We start from the raw sequence: 13,960 nt of genomic DNA, 5'->3' as shown, positions 1-13,960 counted from the left end.
GGTCGTCAAGATGAAGGGGGCAAGATGAGTCAGCAAGGCAATCCGTGGTGGAAGGAGCCGTGGCCGTGGCTGTTGATGAGCGGCCCGCTGGTGGCGATGGTGGCGTGTGGCGTGACGATCTGGCTGGCATCCACGCATCCGGACATGCCGGTGCAGGGTGCAACGCGCCATGGCCTGGTGGTCGAGAAGGCCGACGCCGCGCCGCCCAAGGCTGCCGCTGTGAGGCAGCCATGAGGTTGCGCTGGCTGATGTGGGTACTCTGGCCGGCGTTCCTGATGGCCGGGTTCGCGACCGCGACGGTGTTTTCGGTGGTGGATCCCGGTGACCTGAACTTCTTCGGCCAGCCGATCGAAGCGTCCCGCGAATCGGTCTACACCGTTGGTTTCCTGATGGCCTGGGTGTTCTGCGCGTTGTCCAGCGGACTGACGCTCTACACCATGCCGTCGCGGCTCAGCGATACCGACGAACTGGAATAAGCGGATCGGTGTGAGGTCTGCGCTGCCATGTCCGCATGCGGTACCTGGCAGCGCCTTGGCCGCTTAGCAGGAGCGGCTGTAGAGCTGCTTGATGCCGTCGATGTCCACGAGCTTGACGTGGCGCTGGCGAATCTGGATCAGGCCGGCTTCGGCAAAGCGGGAGAACAGGCGGCTGACGGTTTCGAGCTTCAGGCCCAGGTAGCTGCCGATCTCTTCGCGGCTCATGCGCATCACGAACTCGGACGCCGAATAGCCGCGTGCCGACAGGCGCTCAGAGAGGTTGATCAGGAAGGCGGCAAGCCGTTCCTCGGCGCGCATCGAGCCCAGCGTGACCAGCATCAGTTGGTCATGCGTGATTTCCTTGCCCATCAGGCGCAGGAACTGCTGCTGCAGCGACGGCAGGTCTGCCGACAGGGACTGCAACTCGCTCATGCGGACCACGCAGACTTCGGTGTCCTCCAGCGCGGCGGCATCGGAGGCATGCTGCATCTCGCCCAGCCCGTCGAGACCGACAATTTCGCCGGGCAGGTGGAAGCCGGTAATCTGCGAGCGGCCGTCTTCAGTGGTGACGTGGGTCTTGAGCGTGCCAAAGCGCACGGCATAGACCGCGGTGAGTGGATCGCCCATGCGATACAGGGTTTCACCCTTGTGCACACGGATGCGTTCCTGAACCAGCGTGTCCATCTTGGCGAGGTCTTGCTGCGACATGCCGACCGGAAGGCACAGCTGCCCCATCGCACAGGTGGAGCAGCGTGGTGACATCTCGGTAATGGGAATGGAGGTGAGCAATTGGAACCTGCTAGAAATGGCAGCGAGGGCGCGATAACGGCATTTTACCGTGCGATGTGATGTGGTAGGGAGTGAGAATTGACACTTGGCGTACTGATCAGCGTTTTTCTGCTGGCTTTGCTGGGCGGGGTCCACTGCGCCGCCATGTGCGGCGGCGTGGCGCTGGCCGTGGAGCAGCGTCACGGCGCGGCGGCGACGATCAGTCTGGTGCCCAGCCGTGCCGCCTGGCTCGGCGAGTTGCTGATAATGCACCTGGGCCGGATCTCGACCTATATGCTGCTTGGGGCCGCGCTAGGCGCGGTCGGTGCTTCGGCGTGGAAACAGGACTATCTGCCGGTGCAGCGCTGGCTGTTCGGCGCGGGCAGCGTCATGCTGCTGTGGTCGGGCTGGCGGTTGCTGCGCGGCAACACGTTTACCGTCGACTGGCTGGAGCGGCTGGCGTCGCGTGCCAGCGCAGCGGTGGCGCGCCGGCTGGGTGGCGTGGCACGCGGCATGCCGTCCTTTGTGCGCGCACGCGGCGGCCTGGCGCGGCGATACGGCGTGGGCCTGGCGTGGGGGCTGGTGCCGTGCGGCATGGTCTATGGGGCGCTCACGCTCGCGCTGCTGGCGGGCAATGCGGCGTCCGGCGCACTCGTGATGGGCGTGTTCGGGCTCGGCACACTGCCTAACCTGCTGGTGCTCTCCGGCCTGTCAGGCTATTTGCGTACGCTGTCGCGACGTCCCGGCGTGCGCCTGGGGGCCGGCCTGGCGGTAATGGCGTTCGGCGGCCTTGGCATTGCGCGAGCGGTGCTGTTGCCACATTCGCTGGCCGAGCATGGATTCTGCCTGGTGTTCTGAGGCGCCGGCGCTGCGCGGGCAACGGATGATGGTTGCAGGCGGGGGCGGGAATGCCATACAATCGCCAACATTGCGGTATCGCGCGGTGTCTTGTGAGCCGCGGTAAGCAGCGGGCGAGCAGCGCCAGGCGGCCTTCATACCAGAAGGTGAGTTCAGGGCAGGGGAAGCGGAAGGTTTTCGATGCCCGTCCCGTCCCCACAGTCCATCCGGTTCAAAAGATCTGGTTCAAAAGTCCGGCTGGCACTGCGGTGTTGGCGATGCCGGCCTTGCTCCCGATACCCGTTTTTCTTGCGTCCGAGGCCTTCAGTTCGCTGACAGCGACGTCCGGTATGTGCGGACGCGCTACGCAAGAGGTTCGCTGGCTGGCCCATAACCGCATGCGAACGATCTCCTGCCGGAACGCCCGGCAACTCGATGCAAAGATAGGGAAGTGCACGGCTTGGATGCAGCAGGTATCCGGCTAGCTGCGCAATGAGATGGCGGTGGCTTTCGCACCGCTGTATCCAAAATCTCCGGTGCCCCGGATCCGTCCGGGAGCAGGTGCAAAGACAGGCTGCACACCATCAACATGAATACCCAAGAGGCGAAGATCGTCCTCGAGACGGCGCTGATCTGCGCGCAGGAACCGTTGCGCGTCAATGATCTGCGGCGGCTGTTTGACGACGACGTCGGCGCAGACACCATCCGCGTGCTGCTTGATGAACTGCGCCAGGACTGGCGGCCGCGCGGCGTGGAACTGGTGGCCCTGGCCAGCGGCTGGCGCTTCCAGAGCCGGCCGGAAATGCGTGAATACCTGGATCGGCTGAATCCAGAAAAGCCGCCAAAATATTCGCGCGCGGTGATGGAAACACTGGCGATCATTGCCTACCGGCAGCCGGTGACCCGCGGCGATATCGAGGAAATCCGCGGCGTGACGGTCAGCACGGAAGTCATCAAGAAGCTTGAGGACCGCAGCTGGATCGAGGTGATCGGACACCGCGACGTGCCGGGCAGGCCGGCGCTGTATGCGACCACCAAGGCGTTCCTGGACGATCTTGGCCTGCGTACGCTGGATGAGCTGCCGCCGCTGGAAGATGCCCAGGCGCAGGCGCAGGCAACCCTGCTGGAACAGCAGGCCATCAATTTTGAAGACCTGGCTGCAAACAAGGCGGCCAGCGCCGACGAAGAGGCTTTTGCCAACCCCGCCGCGCATGCGGCGGATGTGGCTGAAGCATCCGTCGCAAACGAAGCCGAGACGACCGGCCCGGTCGACCAAGGCGCCAATGGCTTTGACGCGCAACCGCTGCAAGCTGCAGCCGACGATGCCGCCGAGGCCGCTTCCACCGAACCAGCCGCACCCAATCCGGACGGGGCGCGGGGCGATTTGCCGGACAACGGCACCCCGCCGCACCCGAGCGAGCACGACGAGCGCGTGCCGAACTGAACAACATGCAACATCCGATAGTGAATATCTTGTCTGATTCCGTTGAGCAAGACACCCGCAATGCGGGCGCACCCTCCGACACCGGCGCCGCAGAACCCGGATCGGGCAGCGAAGCCGCGCCCCGCCGCAAGGGGCTGCGCCGCGGGCTGAGGAACCTGGTCGCATCGCGCCGCCAGGCACAGGACCGCGGCGAGGGCGCCGAAGGCGCCGGCGGCCAGGCCGATGCCGGTGAAGCGGGCGCCGCACAGGCGGCGGGCGGTGCGCGCGGTGGCCAGCGTGGCCGCGGCAAGCGCAAGACGGGGCAGGGCGAGGGTGGCCAGGGTAGCCAGGGCGGCCAGGGCACCAGCAAGGCAGAAAAGGTCGACCGTGCGGCCAGGGCCGAAGGCACCGACAAGCCTGAGCAGCCCGGCCGCAAGCGCAAGCCGGTCCAGCGCTCAGGCAAGGCGGCAGCGCCGGGCGAGGCGCAGGGTACCGGTGCGCGGCAGCAGGGCCGCCGCAAGGATGGCGGCAAGCCGCAGGCGCCCCGCAAGGGCCAGGGCGGCGGGGACAAGACCACGGCGAGCAGCGAAGACCTGTTCCGCTTCGTGATCTCTGAGCAGTACGACAACGAAGACACCGTCATTCCGCGCACCAAGGCCAAGCCGGTGCGCGAGCTGTCGGCCGACGACGACGCGCCCAAGCTGCACAAGGTGCTGGCCGAGGGCGGGCTGGGCTCGCGCCGCGAGATGGAAGAACTGATCCTGCAGGGCCGCGTTTCGGTCAACGGCCTGCCGGCCCATATCGGCCAGCGCATCCTGCCGGCGGACCAGGTCCGCGTGAACGGCAAGCTGATCCACCGCAAGGTGTCGACCAAGCCGCCGCGCGTGCTGCTGTACCACAAGCCCGCCGGCGAGATCGTCAGCCAGTCCGATCCGGAAGGCCGTCCGACTGTGTTCGACAGCCTGCCGCGCATCAAGACCGGCAAATGGGTCGCGGTGGGCCGCCTGGACTTCAATACTGAAGGCCTGCTGATCTTCACCACCTCGGGTGACATTGCCAACCGTTTCATGCATCCGCGCTATGGCGTGGAGCGCGAGTACGCGGTGCGCACGCTGGGCGAGCTGGCCGAGGCCGACCGCCAGCGCCTGCTGCATGGCATCAAGCTCGATGACGGCGAGGCCAACTTCCTGCGCATTGCCGACGGCGGCGGTGAAGGCGTCAACCAGTGGTACCACGTGGCCCTGACCGAAGGCCGCAACCGTGAAGTGCGCCGCATGTTCGAGGCGGTCGGGCTGACCGTGTCGCGCCTGATCCGCACCCGCTACGGCCAGTTCCTGCTGCCGCGTGGCCTCAAGCGCGGCCGCTGGCAGGAAGTCGAGCCCAATGACGTCAAGGCGCTGATGGCCGGTGTCGGCCTGAAGGTGCCCGGCAAGGGCGAGCAGGTTCCCAAGGGCGCCACCAAGGTAGGCGGGCGCAAGCAGCGCACCGAAGCCGCGATTGCCGGCATGCCGATGCCCACGGGCATGGACGGCCTGCCGCGCTTCGACCAGGGCGGCGCCCGGGGCGGTAGCGGCGGCCGCAGCAGCCAGCCGGATCCGATGAAGACCTCGATGGGCTATATCACCCACGGGCCCACCTTGCTGACCTCGCACGCGGCCAGCCTGGGCGGCGGGCGCGGCACTGGCGCACGCCAGGGACGTGGTGGCGCCGGCATGGGCGGTATGGGTGGCATGCGCGGTCAGGGTGGCCAGGGCGGCCTGGGTGGCCAGGGTCAGGGCAAGCCGCGTCGCGGCGGCGGCGAAGCCAACGGCAATGTGATGCCGAAGGCGTCGAAGCCGGGCGGCAACCGTTCCCCGCGCGGCGGTAGTGGCGGTGGCGGCGGCAACCGTGGTGGCAACCGCGGCGGCAACCGATAAGCGCTTGAATCCGGCGCATGGCGGGTTGAACGCCCGCCGGCGCCGGATTCAGTGCACGGAAATGTCTGGCTTTTGCCTTTTCGACATAATCCGCGTATAATTCAAGTCTATTCAAAAAGCCATCCTCGTCGAGGATGGGCGAATGATGGGCATTGCGCCCATTTTTTTTTGGTTCGCCCGTTTTTCGGTTCTCTCCGCTGGAGCGAGGGGGTGGCGGACAGGCAGGGCTGCAGCAGGGTCGTCCCGGACGGCACCGGCGGGTTTGCCTGCCACGGTGTTGATGGCCATTACTCGGGATAACAGTGCATCTGGCAGATTTGATCGAAACCACCCTAAGCGGCATGGGATATGAGCTGGTCGAGCTCGAGCGTGCCCCGGCCGGATTGCTGCGTGTCTATATCGATCAGCCTGAAACCGGCATTGCCATCGAGGATTGTGAAAAGGTGAGCCGCCAGCTCACCCACGTGTTCACGGTCGAGAACGTCGACTATGAACGCCTCGAGGTCTCGTCGCCCGGACTGGACCGGCCGCTGAAGAAGCTGGCCGACTACGTCCGCTTTGCCGGCGAGGAGGCGCGCGTGACGCTGCGCCTGCCCGTCAACGGACAGAAGAACTTCACAGGCATCCTGCGCGAGCCCACCGGCGCGGCGGGCGAGGAGAAGATTGGCCTGGAGTTCGAAGGCAAAGATGGCCCGGCGCTGCTGGAATTTGCCGTATCCGATGTCGACAAGGCACGCCTGGTGCCGGTGATCGACTTCAAAGGAAATCAAAGAAAAGGGAACAAGCAATGAGCCGCGAAGTTCTGTTGCTCGTCGATGCGCTTGCGCGTGAGAAGAACGTCGACAAGGATGTGGTATTCGGTGCCCTGGAGGCGGCGCTCGCCTCGGCCACCAAGAAGCGTTTCGAGGAAGACGTGGATATCCGTGTCGCGATCGATCGCGAGTCGGGCGAGCATGAAACCTTCCGCCGCTGGCTGGTCGTTCCCGACGAGCTGGGCCTGCAAGAGCCGGACAAGCAGATCCTGCTGTTCGAAGCCCGCGATGAAAACCCCAGCATCGAGCTGGGTGACTTTATCGAGCAGCAGATCGAGTCGGTCGAGTTCGGCCGCATCGGTGCGCAGGCTGCCAAGCAGGTGATCCTGCAGCGCATCCGCGACGCCGAGCGCGAGCAGATCCTGAACGACTACCTGGATCGCGGCGAGAAGATCATGACCGGCACGGTCAAGCGCGCCGACAAGAAGGGCCTGATCGTCGAGTCCGGCCGCGTGGAAGCGCTGCTGGCCCGCGACCAGATCATCCCCAAGGAAAACCTGCGCACCGGTGACCGCGTGCGTGCGTATATCCTGAATGTGGACCGCGCCGCGCGCGGCCCGCAGATTGAGCTGTCGCGCACCGCGCCCGAGTTCCTGATCAAGCTCTTCGAGAACGAAGTGCCGGAAATGGAACAAGGCCTGCTGGAGATCAAGGCGGCTGCCCGTGATCCGGGCGTGCGCGCCAAGATCGCCGTGGTCGCGCATGACAAGCGCATCGACCCGATCGGCACCTGCGTCGGCGTGCGCGGTACCCGCGTCACCGCGGTGCGCAACGAGATTGGCGGCGAGGCCGTGGACATCGTGCTGTGGTCGGAAGACCCGGCGCAGTTCGTGATCGGCGCGCTGGCACCGGCACAGGTGCAGTCGATCGTGGTCGATGAAGAAAAGCACAGCATGGACGTCGTGGTCGACGAGGAAAACCTCGCCGTCTCGATCGGCCGCAGCGGTCAGAACGTGCGCCTGGCGACCGAGCTGACCGGCTGGCAGATCAACATCATGACGCAGGAAGAGTCGGCGCAGAAGCAGGCCGAAGAGAGCGATGTCGTGCGCAAGCTGTTCATGTCCAAGCTGGACGTGGATGAGGAAGTTGCCGACATCCTGATCGAGGAAGGCTTCTCCACGCTGGAAGAAGTGGCTTATGTCCCCATCAGTGAAATGATGGAGATCGAGGCCTTTGACGAAGACACCGTCAACGAGCTGCGCAATCGCGCGCGTGATGCGCTCCTGACGATGGAACTGGCCCGGGAAGAAAAGGTGGAAGAGGTGTCGCAGGACCTGCGCTCGCTCGACGGCCTCAACCCGGAACTGATCGGCAAGCTGGCCGAAGGCGATATCCATACGCGTGACGACCTGGCCGAACTGGCCGTGGACGAGCTGGTCGAGATGACCGGTGTCAGCGAGGAAGAAGCCAAGTCGCTGATCATGAAAGCACGGGAACATTGGTTCAACTGAGGGACACGGCCGGGCCGGCCTACACCTGGCCCGGGCGCGCTTTCCGCAACGATTTGTCCCGACGTAGAAACCAAGCATTGAAAGGGTTTGAATGGCAAGCACAACAGTTGCCCAACTGGCCGCAGAACTGAGTCGCAGCGCAGCTGCCCTGCTGGAACAATTGCAGGCGGCTGGGGTGGGCAAAGCGACGCCAGAAGACATCATCACGGAATCGGATAAGACCAGGCTGCTGGACTATCTGAAGCGTTCGCACGGCCAGGCCGACGACAGCTCCCGCAAGAAGATCACACTGACCAAGCGCGAAACCTCCGAGATCCGCCAGTCGGATGGCACTGGCAAGACCCGCACGGTCCAGGTGGAAGTGCGCAAGAAGCGCGTGCTGATCAAGCGCGACGAAGCTGCGCCCGATGCCCAGGCCGACGCGGTCGAAGCCCAGGCGCCTGTCGTCGATGCTGTCGAGGAAGCTCGCCGCGACGAGGAAGAACGCCAGCAGGCCGAACTGCTGGCGCGCCAGGAAGCTGAAGCCAAGGCCGCCCGCGAGGCAGCCGAGCGCGAGGAAGCCGAGCGCCGCGCCCGCCAGGAAGCGCTGGAGGCTGAACAGCGCCGCCAGGCCGAACTCGCCGCCCGCAAGGCGGAGGAAGAGGCTGCCGCGTCGCGCGCCGTGACCGAGGCCAACGAGGATTCCTCGCGCAAGAAGGCAGAGGACGAGAAGGCACGCGTCACCGCCGAACGCGCCGAGGCGCAGAAGGCTGCCGACGAAGCCAAGGCTGCCGCCGACAAGGCCCGCGCAGAGCAGGAAGTCGCTGCGCGCAAGCGCCGCGAGGCTGCCGAAGCCGAGGCCCGTGCGATCCAGCAGATGCTGAACGCGCCGCCGCGCGTGCTGAAGGCGCCGTCCGAGCGCAAGGCCGAAGAGAAGAAGGCCGAGCAGACCGGTACGCTGCACAAGCCGGTGAAGCCGGCCGGTGCGACCACGGAAGCGAAGAAGGACGAAAAGAAGCCGGCCACCACGACCACGACCACGGCAACCGCCGACAAGAAGGGCAAGGTCGTGAAGGCGGGCTGGCAGGACGACAGCAGCCGCAAGAAGGGCAGCGGCCTGAAGACCCGCGGCGATACTTCGGGTGGCGTGGGCGGCTGGCGCGGTGGCCCGCGTGGCCGCGGCGGCAGGCAGCAGCAGCACGACGACAGCCGCAGCAGCTTCCAGGCGCCGACCGAGCCGGTGGTGCGTGAAGTGCACGTGCCGGAAACCGTCTCGGTGGCCGACCTGGCGCACAAGATGGCCGTCAAGGCATCCGAGGTCATCAAGCAGATGATGAAGCTCGGCCAGATGGTGACCATCAACCAGGTGCTGGACCAGGAAACCGCCATGATCGTGGTGGAAGAAATGGGCCACAAGGCGTATGCCGCCAAGCTGGACGATCCGGAAGCGCTGCTGGTGGTGGGCGGTGAGGAACACACCGACGCCGAGCTGCTGCCGCGTCCGCCGGTGGTGACCGTGATGGGTCACGTCGACCACGGCAAGACCTCGCTGCTGGACTACATCCGCCGCACCAAGGTGGCCGCGGGCGAAGCCGGCGGGATTACGCAGCACATCGGTGCCTACCATGTGGAAACCGACCGCGGCGTGATCACGTTCCTGGATACCCCGGGTCACGAGGCCTTCACGGCCATGCGTGCCCGCGGTGCCAAGGCGACCGATATCGTGATCCTGGTGGTGGCCGCCGACGACGGCGTGATGCCGCAGACCAAGGAAGCCATTGCGCATGCCAAGGCTGCCGGTGTGCCGATCGTGGTGGCGATCAACAAGATCGACAAGCCCGATGCCAACCCGGACCGCGTCAAGCAGGAACTGGTGGCGGAGCAGGTGGTGCCGGAAGAATACGGCGGCGATTCGCCGTTCGTGCCGGTTTCCGCCAAGATGGGTACCGGTGTGGAAGACCTGCTCGAGCAAGTGCTCCTGCAAGCCGAAGTGCTGGAACTGACCGCTCCGGTGGATGCCCCGGCCAAGGGCCTGGTGGTGGAAGCCCAGCTGGACAAGGGCAAGGGCCCGATCGCGACCATCCTGGTCAGCAGCGGCACGCTCAAGCGTGGCGACGTGGTCCTGGCTGGCAGCGCCTACGGCCGCGTGCGTGCCATGCTGGACGAGAACGGCAAGCCGACCAAGGAAGCCGGCCCGTCGATCCCGGTGGAAATCCAGGGTCTGTCGGAAGTGCCTGCCGCCGGTGAAGAAGTGCTGGTGCTGCCGGACGAGCGCAAGGCACGTGAAATCGCGCTGTTCCGCCAGGGCAAGTTCCGCGACGTGAAGCTGGCCAAGCAACAGGCCGCCAAGCTGGAGAACATGCTCGAGCAGATGGCCGAAGGCGAAGTGCAGACGCTGCCGTTGATCGTCAAGGCCGACGTGCAGGGTTCGCAGGAAGCGCTGGTGCAGTCGCTGCAGAAGCTGTCGACCGCCGAAGTGCGCGTGCAGATCGTGCATGGCGGCGTGGGTGGCATCTCCGAATCCGACGTCAACCTGGCGACGGCTTCGAAGGCGGTCATCATCGGCTTCAACGTGCGTGCCGACGCCGGTGCGCGCAAGCTGGCCGAGCACAACGGCATCGATATCCGCTACTACAACATCATTTACGATGCGGTAGACGAGATCAAGGCGGCGATGTCGGGCATGCTGGCGCCGGAGAAGCGCGAGACCACCATCGGCCAGGTCGAGGTACGTCAGGTGTTCCGCGTGCCGAAGATCGGTGCGGTGGCCGGCTGTATGGTCACCGACGGCCTGGTCAAGCGCAACTCGCTGGTGCGCGTGCTGCGCAACAACGTGGTCATCCACGACGGCGAGCTGGATTCGCTCAAGCGTTTCAAGGACGATGTGAAGGAAGTGAAGCAAGGCTTCGAGTGCGGTCTGTCGATCAAGAACTTCAACGATGTTCAGGAAGGCGACCAGCTCGAGGTGTACGAAATCACAGAGGTGGCGCGTACGCTGTAAGGCGTCGCAAGCAACGGCAGGCTTCGGCCTGCCGTTGTCATCTCGACCAGACTGTATTGAATGGCCAAGAAAGGCAGTATCTCCTCCCGCAATCTCCGCATCTCCGACCAGATCCAGAAGGACCTGGCCGAGATGATCCAGCGCGAACTGCGCGACCCGCGCCTCGGCCTGGTCACGCTGCAGTCGGTCGCGCTGACGCCTGACTACGCGCACGCCAAGGTGTACTTCACCGTGCTGGGCGCCGAAGCCGCCGAGGCGGAAGCCATCCTGAACGAAAAGGCCGGCTACCTGCACTCGCTGCTGTACAAGCGCCTGCACATCCATACCGTGCCGACGCTGCGCTTCTTCCACGATACCTCGGTCGAACATGCGATCGAGATGTCCAAGCTGATCAACGAAGCGAACGCCACGCGTTCGAAAGACGACTGAAGCCGGCGCCCATGCCGCCCTGGCATGGGTTTCGCGGCCACTACTTTACGTTGCCGCCATCCGCGCCGCATCGCCGTCCCGCCTCCCGCTTTCTCCCGATGACCGATTCCAACGCCAACCGTCCGCCGCGCCTGCCGCGCCGCGAGGTCCATGGTGTGTTGCTGCTCGACAAGCCGCTGGGCCTGTCGTCCAACGACGCGCTGGTGCGCGCCAAGCGCCTCTTGCGCGCGGCCAAGGCCGGCCATACCGGCACGCTGGATCCGCTTGCCACGGGGCTGCTGCCGCTGTGCTTCGGCGAAGCCACCAAGTTTTCGCAGGACCTGCTGGAAGCGGACAAGACCTATGACGCCGTAGTGCGGCTGGGCTCGCGCTCGAGCACGGGCGACGCCGAAGGCGAACTGCTCGACGTGCGCGAGGTCACCTGCGATTGCGCCGCAGTGGAGCAGGCGCTGGCAAGCTTCCTCGGCGAGATCGAACAGGTGCCGCCGATGCATTCGGCGCTGAAGAAGGACGGCCGCCCGCTGTATGAATACGCGCGCGCCGGCCAGACCGTGGAGCGCGCGGCGCGCCGCGTCACCATCCGTTCGATTGCGCTGCTGGAGTGCGCCTTGCCCGAAGCCCCGTCGTTCACGATGCGGGTGACGTGCAGCAAGGGCACCTATATCCGCACGCTGGCCGAGGACATCGGCGAAGCGCTGGGCTGCGGCGCGCACCTGACCGGACTGCGCCGGATCGCCGTGGGCGACCTGACGCTGGACGGCGCGGTGACCCTGGAGCAGATCGAGCAGCGCGACGACTCGCAGCGCCCGGCCATGCTGGCACCTGTGGACGCCTTGCTGCAGAAGTGTGCGCCGGTGCATCTGGACGAGGTCTCTGCAGCGCGCTTCCTGCAGGGCCAGCGCATCGCTCAGCGCGACCTGCCGGCCGACACCGGGCTGGCCGAGGATGCGCTGGCGCGCGTCTATGCCGGCGAACCAGCCCGGCTGCTGGGCGTGGCACGCATGCGCGAAGGCGCGTTGCGGCCGGAGCGGCTGGTCAAGCTGTAAATTGCGTGAGGGGCGTAAATGGCCGCCCCGTCAGCAATTACTCGAGCGTGATCTTGGCCGTCTTGATGACATCGGCCCACATCTTGCGGTCCTGGGCGAGGAACCCGGCGAAATGCTCCGGCGTATCGCCCACGGGCTCGGAGCCGAATTCAGCCATCTTCTTCCTGACTTCCGGGTTCGCCAAGGCCTTGACCAGCGCCTGGTTGTAGCGGACCACGATTGCCTTCGGCAGGTCCTTCGGCCCGAAGATGCCTTGCCAGGTCGGCATGTTGAAGTCCTTCAGTCCGCTCTCGGCAAGCGTCGGCACCTCCGGCAACAGGGGCGAGCGCTTGCTGCCGGTGACTGCCAGCGCCTTGACCTTGCCGGTCTTGGCCAGCGTCGCCGCGGTGGTGATGTTGTCGACCGTCATGGCGATATGCCCGCCCATCAGGTCGGTGGTCACCGGGGTGGCACCCTTGTACGGCGCATGGACCATGTCGATGCCAAGACGGTGCAGCATGGTTTCGGCAATCAGGTGATTTGACGTGCCGACGCCGGCGGTGCCGTAGGTGACCTGCGGCGTCTTTTTGACGTAGGCGACGAAGTCGGCCATGGTCTTGACCGGCAGGGCCGGATTGACGATCACGACATTCGGCTGGGTGGCCAGCATGGCGATGGGCGTGAAATCATCCGCCTTGTATGGCGTGCCCTTGGGGTTGAGCACGTGGGTCACCGCCATCGCGCCGGCGGCGCCCATGCCGATGGTGTAGCCGTCGGCCGGGGCCTTGGCCAGCTTGTCGGCGGCGATATTGCCACCCGCACCCGGCACGTTCTCCACCACCACCGGAACCCCCAGGCTTTCCGACAGCGGCGCCTGCACCAGGCGCGCCAGCAGATCGGCCGAGCCGCCGGGCGCAAAGCCCACCAGCAGGCGCACCGGCTTGGCCGGCTTCCACTCCTGCGCCTGCGCGCCCGGGATTACCGCCGCGCCCAGGCTCATCCACATCATGCCGCGTGCCAGCGGCCCCATCCACTTCGCCACCTGTTTCATTGTTACTTCCACTCCAGCAGTGTCATGGGCAATCTGTCAGCGGGCTTGCCCTTACCCGAAAATGGATTCGCTTCGTGCCTGGATTCAGGCCGCGGCACCAGCCAGTACCTGTCCCAGCAGCCTTGCCACCATGCGGTTGGAGAGCAGCACCGGCGCGCCGGCATGGCGCGCCACCTCGGCCCGCATGGCTTCGGTGTAGCCCATGCAGTGCATCACCACCAGGTCGCAGCCGCGCAGCGTCTCGCCCGCCTGCGCGAAGCGATCGGTGCTGGCGTCGGTATAAGGCGAGGCATGGGTGACGCGCAGTTCGCAGGGCACCGGCTGGATCAGGTGGAAGCTGCTTACCTGGGCCTCCAGCGGCAATACGATGCCGAGCCGCTTGCAGCCCTGCGCCAGCGCCACGGTCAGATGGTCCACTACCTGCTGCGGTTCGATGACCAGGGTCCGCATCGGCGGCAGGGCGGTGCCGGTGCACAGCGGCACCAGGGCGTCGAAGCGGCCGTCGTCCAGCGAGGTCATCAGCCGGGCCAGCATGGCCTCGGCCACCGGCTTGCCCATCACCGCCTGCGTGCCGTCACGCAGCCGGCTGGCAAAGCGGTACTCGCCGGGCGCGGGCGCCAGCGCGGCAATATCTTGCGGGCCCAGCGCGTCCAGGATGCCGAACTCTTCCACAGTGGCCGGCAGGCCCAGGTCGGCAATCATCTGCGGGACCACGTCTGTCCTGGGCGCCTGCCCGATGGTGACGAAGGCCACGCGTGGCTGGCGTGCGGCAGGCGTGTTCATGCCTCGGTT

13 protein-coding genes are annotated in these 13,960 nt (G+C 65.9%); 10 read left to right on the top strand and 3 right to left on the bottom strand.

Annotated features, from left to right (window positions below):
- The first annotated feature begins 24 nt into the window (after window positions 1-24).
- Together AC3WRR_RS30460 and AC3WRR_RS30455 are read left to right on the top strand one after the other, a co-directional pair.
- Window positions 25-234: a membrane protein gene (locus AC3WRR_RS30460; RefSeq protein ID WP_011615606.1), complete on the top strand. Its 210-nt coding sequence runs from the start codon at window positions 25-27 to the stop codon at window positions 232-234.
- Entirely contained in the window at window positions 231-476 is a 246-nt protein-coding gene (locus AC3WRR_RS30455) for a hypothetical protein (protein WP_492298936.1), read from the top strand. Before AC3WRR_RS30460 ends, AC3WRR_RS30455 begins: the two co-directional genes overlap by 4 nt.
- Before the next feature lie 63 nt (window positions 477-539).
- Here the strand turns inward: AC3WRR_RS30455 and fnr are convergent, their stop codons facing one another.
- The gene (gene fnr, locus AC3WRR_RS30450) at window positions 540-1,265 is read right to left on the bottom strand and encodes a fumarate/nitrate reduction transcriptional regulator Fnr (RefSeq protein WP_010809477.1); all 726 of its coding nucleotides are present in this window, start codon (window positions 1,263-1,265) and stop codon (window positions 540-542) included.
- Between the two features lie 78 nt (window positions 1,266-1,343).
- Between fnr and AC3WRR_RS30445 the strand changes: the two genes are divergently transcribed.
- From AC3WRR_RS30445 to truB, 8 genes are all read left to right on the top strand, one after another.
- Window positions 1,344-2,102, top strand: a complete 759-nt coding sequence (locus AC3WRR_RS30445) for a sulfite exporter TauE/SafE family protein (protein WP_011615605.1) — start codon at window positions 1,344-1,346, stop codon at window positions 2,100-2,102.
- Between the two features lie 568 nt (window positions 2,103-2,670).
- On the top strand, window positions 2,671-3,525 hold the full coding sequence (gene scpB / locus AC3WRR_RS30440; protein ID WP_010809479.1) for an SMC-Scp complex subunit ScpB: 855 nt from the start codon (window positions 2,671-2,673) through the stop codon (window positions 3,523-3,525).
- Window positions 3,526-3,530: 5 nt separating this feature from the next.
- Window positions 3,531-5,420, top strand: a complete 1,890-nt coding sequence (gene rluB / locus AC3WRR_RS30435; protein ID WP_492298934.1) for a 23S rRNA pseudouridine(2605) synthase RluB — start codon at window positions 3,531-3,533, stop codon at window positions 5,418-5,420.
- 302 nt (window positions 5,421-5,722) lie between these two features.
- The gene (gene rimP / locus AC3WRR_RS30430) at window positions 5,723-6,211 is read left to right on the top strand and encodes a ribosome maturation factor RimP (RefSeq protein ID WP_010809481.1); all 489 of its coding nucleotides are present in this window, start codon (window positions 5,723-5,725) and stop codon (window positions 6,209-6,211) included.
- Window positions 6,208-7,683, top strand: a complete 1,476-nt coding sequence (gene nusA / locus AC3WRR_RS30425; protein ID WP_010809482.1) for a transcription termination factor NusA — start codon at window positions 6,208-6,210, stop codon at window positions 7,681-7,683. Before rimP ends, nusA begins: the two co-directional genes overlap by 4 nt.
- Before the next feature lie 91 nt (window positions 7,684-7,774).
- Window positions 7,775-10,663, top strand: a complete 2,889-nt coding sequence (gene infB, locus AC3WRR_RS30420) for a translation initiation factor IF-2 (protein WP_010809483.1) — start codon at window positions 7,775-7,777, stop codon at window positions 10,661-10,663.
- Window positions 10,664-10,723: 60 nt separating this feature from the next.
- Window positions 10,724-11,092, top strand: coding sequence for a 30S ribosome-binding factor RbfA (rbfA, locus tag AC3WRR_RS30415; RefSeq protein WP_010809484.1), 369 nt, complete (start codon window positions 10,724-10,726; stop codon window positions 11,090-11,092).
- A gap of 98 nt (window positions 11,093-11,190) precedes the next feature.
- Window positions 11,191-12,138, top strand: coding sequence for a tRNA pseudouridine(55) synthase TruB (gene truB / locus AC3WRR_RS30410; RefSeq protein ID WP_010809485.1), 948 nt, complete (start codon window positions 11,191-11,193; stop codon window positions 12,136-12,138).
- A 37-nt stretch (window positions 12,139-12,175) separates the two neighbouring features.
- On the opposite strand, the gene AC3WRR_RS30405 is transcribed toward truB, so the two are convergent.
- Window positions 12,176-13,168 (bottom strand): Bug family tripartite tricarboxylate transporter substrate binding protein, encoded by a 993-nt coding sequence (locus AC3WRR_RS30405; RefSeq protein ID WP_058697173.1) that lies wholly within the window; start codon window positions 13,166-13,168, stop codon window positions 12,176-12,178.
- An 84-nt stretch (window positions 13,169-13,252) separates the two neighbouring features.
- The gene (locus AC3WRR_RS30400) at window positions 13,253-13,951 is read right to left on the bottom strand and encodes an AroM family protein (protein ID WP_010809487.1); all 699 of its coding nucleotides are present in this window, start codon (window positions 13,949-13,951) and stop codon (window positions 13,253-13,255) included.
- Window positions 13,952-13,960: the final 9 nt, after the last annotated feature.

This window comes from Cupriavidus sp. FW305-3-2-15-C-LB2, assembly GCF_058787575.1.
The sequence above is the reverse complement of the archived record's forward strand: the minus strand, read 5'-3'. Positions and strand labels throughout refer to the sequence as shown.

Excerpts from the sequence above, each read along its gene's own strand:
- infB (WP_010809483.1), top strand. The coding sequence starts at position 7,775 with ATGGCAAGCACAACAGTTGCCCAACTGGCCGCAGAACTGAGTCGCAGC.
- scpB (WP_010809479.1), top strand. The coding sequence starts at position 2,671 with ATGAATACCCAAGAGGCGAAGATCGTCCTCGAGACGGCGCTGATCTGC.
- AC3WRR_RS30400 (WP_010809487.1), bottom strand. The coding sequence starts at position 13,951 with ATGAACACGCCTGCCGCACGCCAGCCACGCGTGGCCTTCGTCACCATC.
- AC3WRR_RS30405 (WP_058697173.1), bottom strand. The coding sequence starts at position 13,168 with ATGAAACAGGTGGCGAAGTGGATGGGGCCGCTGGCACGCGGCATGATG.
- rluB (WP_492298934.1), top strand. The coding sequence starts at position 3,531 with ATGCAACATCCGATAGTGAATATCTTGTCTGATTCCGTTGAGCAAGAC.
- nusA (WP_010809482.1), top strand. The coding sequence starts at position 6,208 with ATGAGCCGCGAAGTTCTGTTGCTCGTCGATGCGCTTGCGCGTGAGAAG.
- rbfA (WP_010809484.1), top strand. The coding sequence starts at position 10,724 with ATGGCCAAGAAAGGCAGTATCTCCTCCCGCAATCTCCGCATCTCCGAC.
- truB (WP_010809485.1), top strand. The coding sequence starts at position 11,191 with ATGACCGATTCCAACGCCAACCGTCCGCCGCGCCTGCCGCGCCGCGAG.
- AC3WRR_RS30455 (WP_492298936.1), top strand. The coding sequence starts at position 231 with ATGAGGTTGCGCTGGCTGATGTGGGTACTCTGGCCGGCGTTCCTGATG.
- AC3WRR_RS30460 (WP_011615606.1), top strand. The coding sequence starts at position 25 with ATGAGTCAGCAAGGCAATCCGTGGTGGAAGGAGCCGTGGCCGTGGCTG.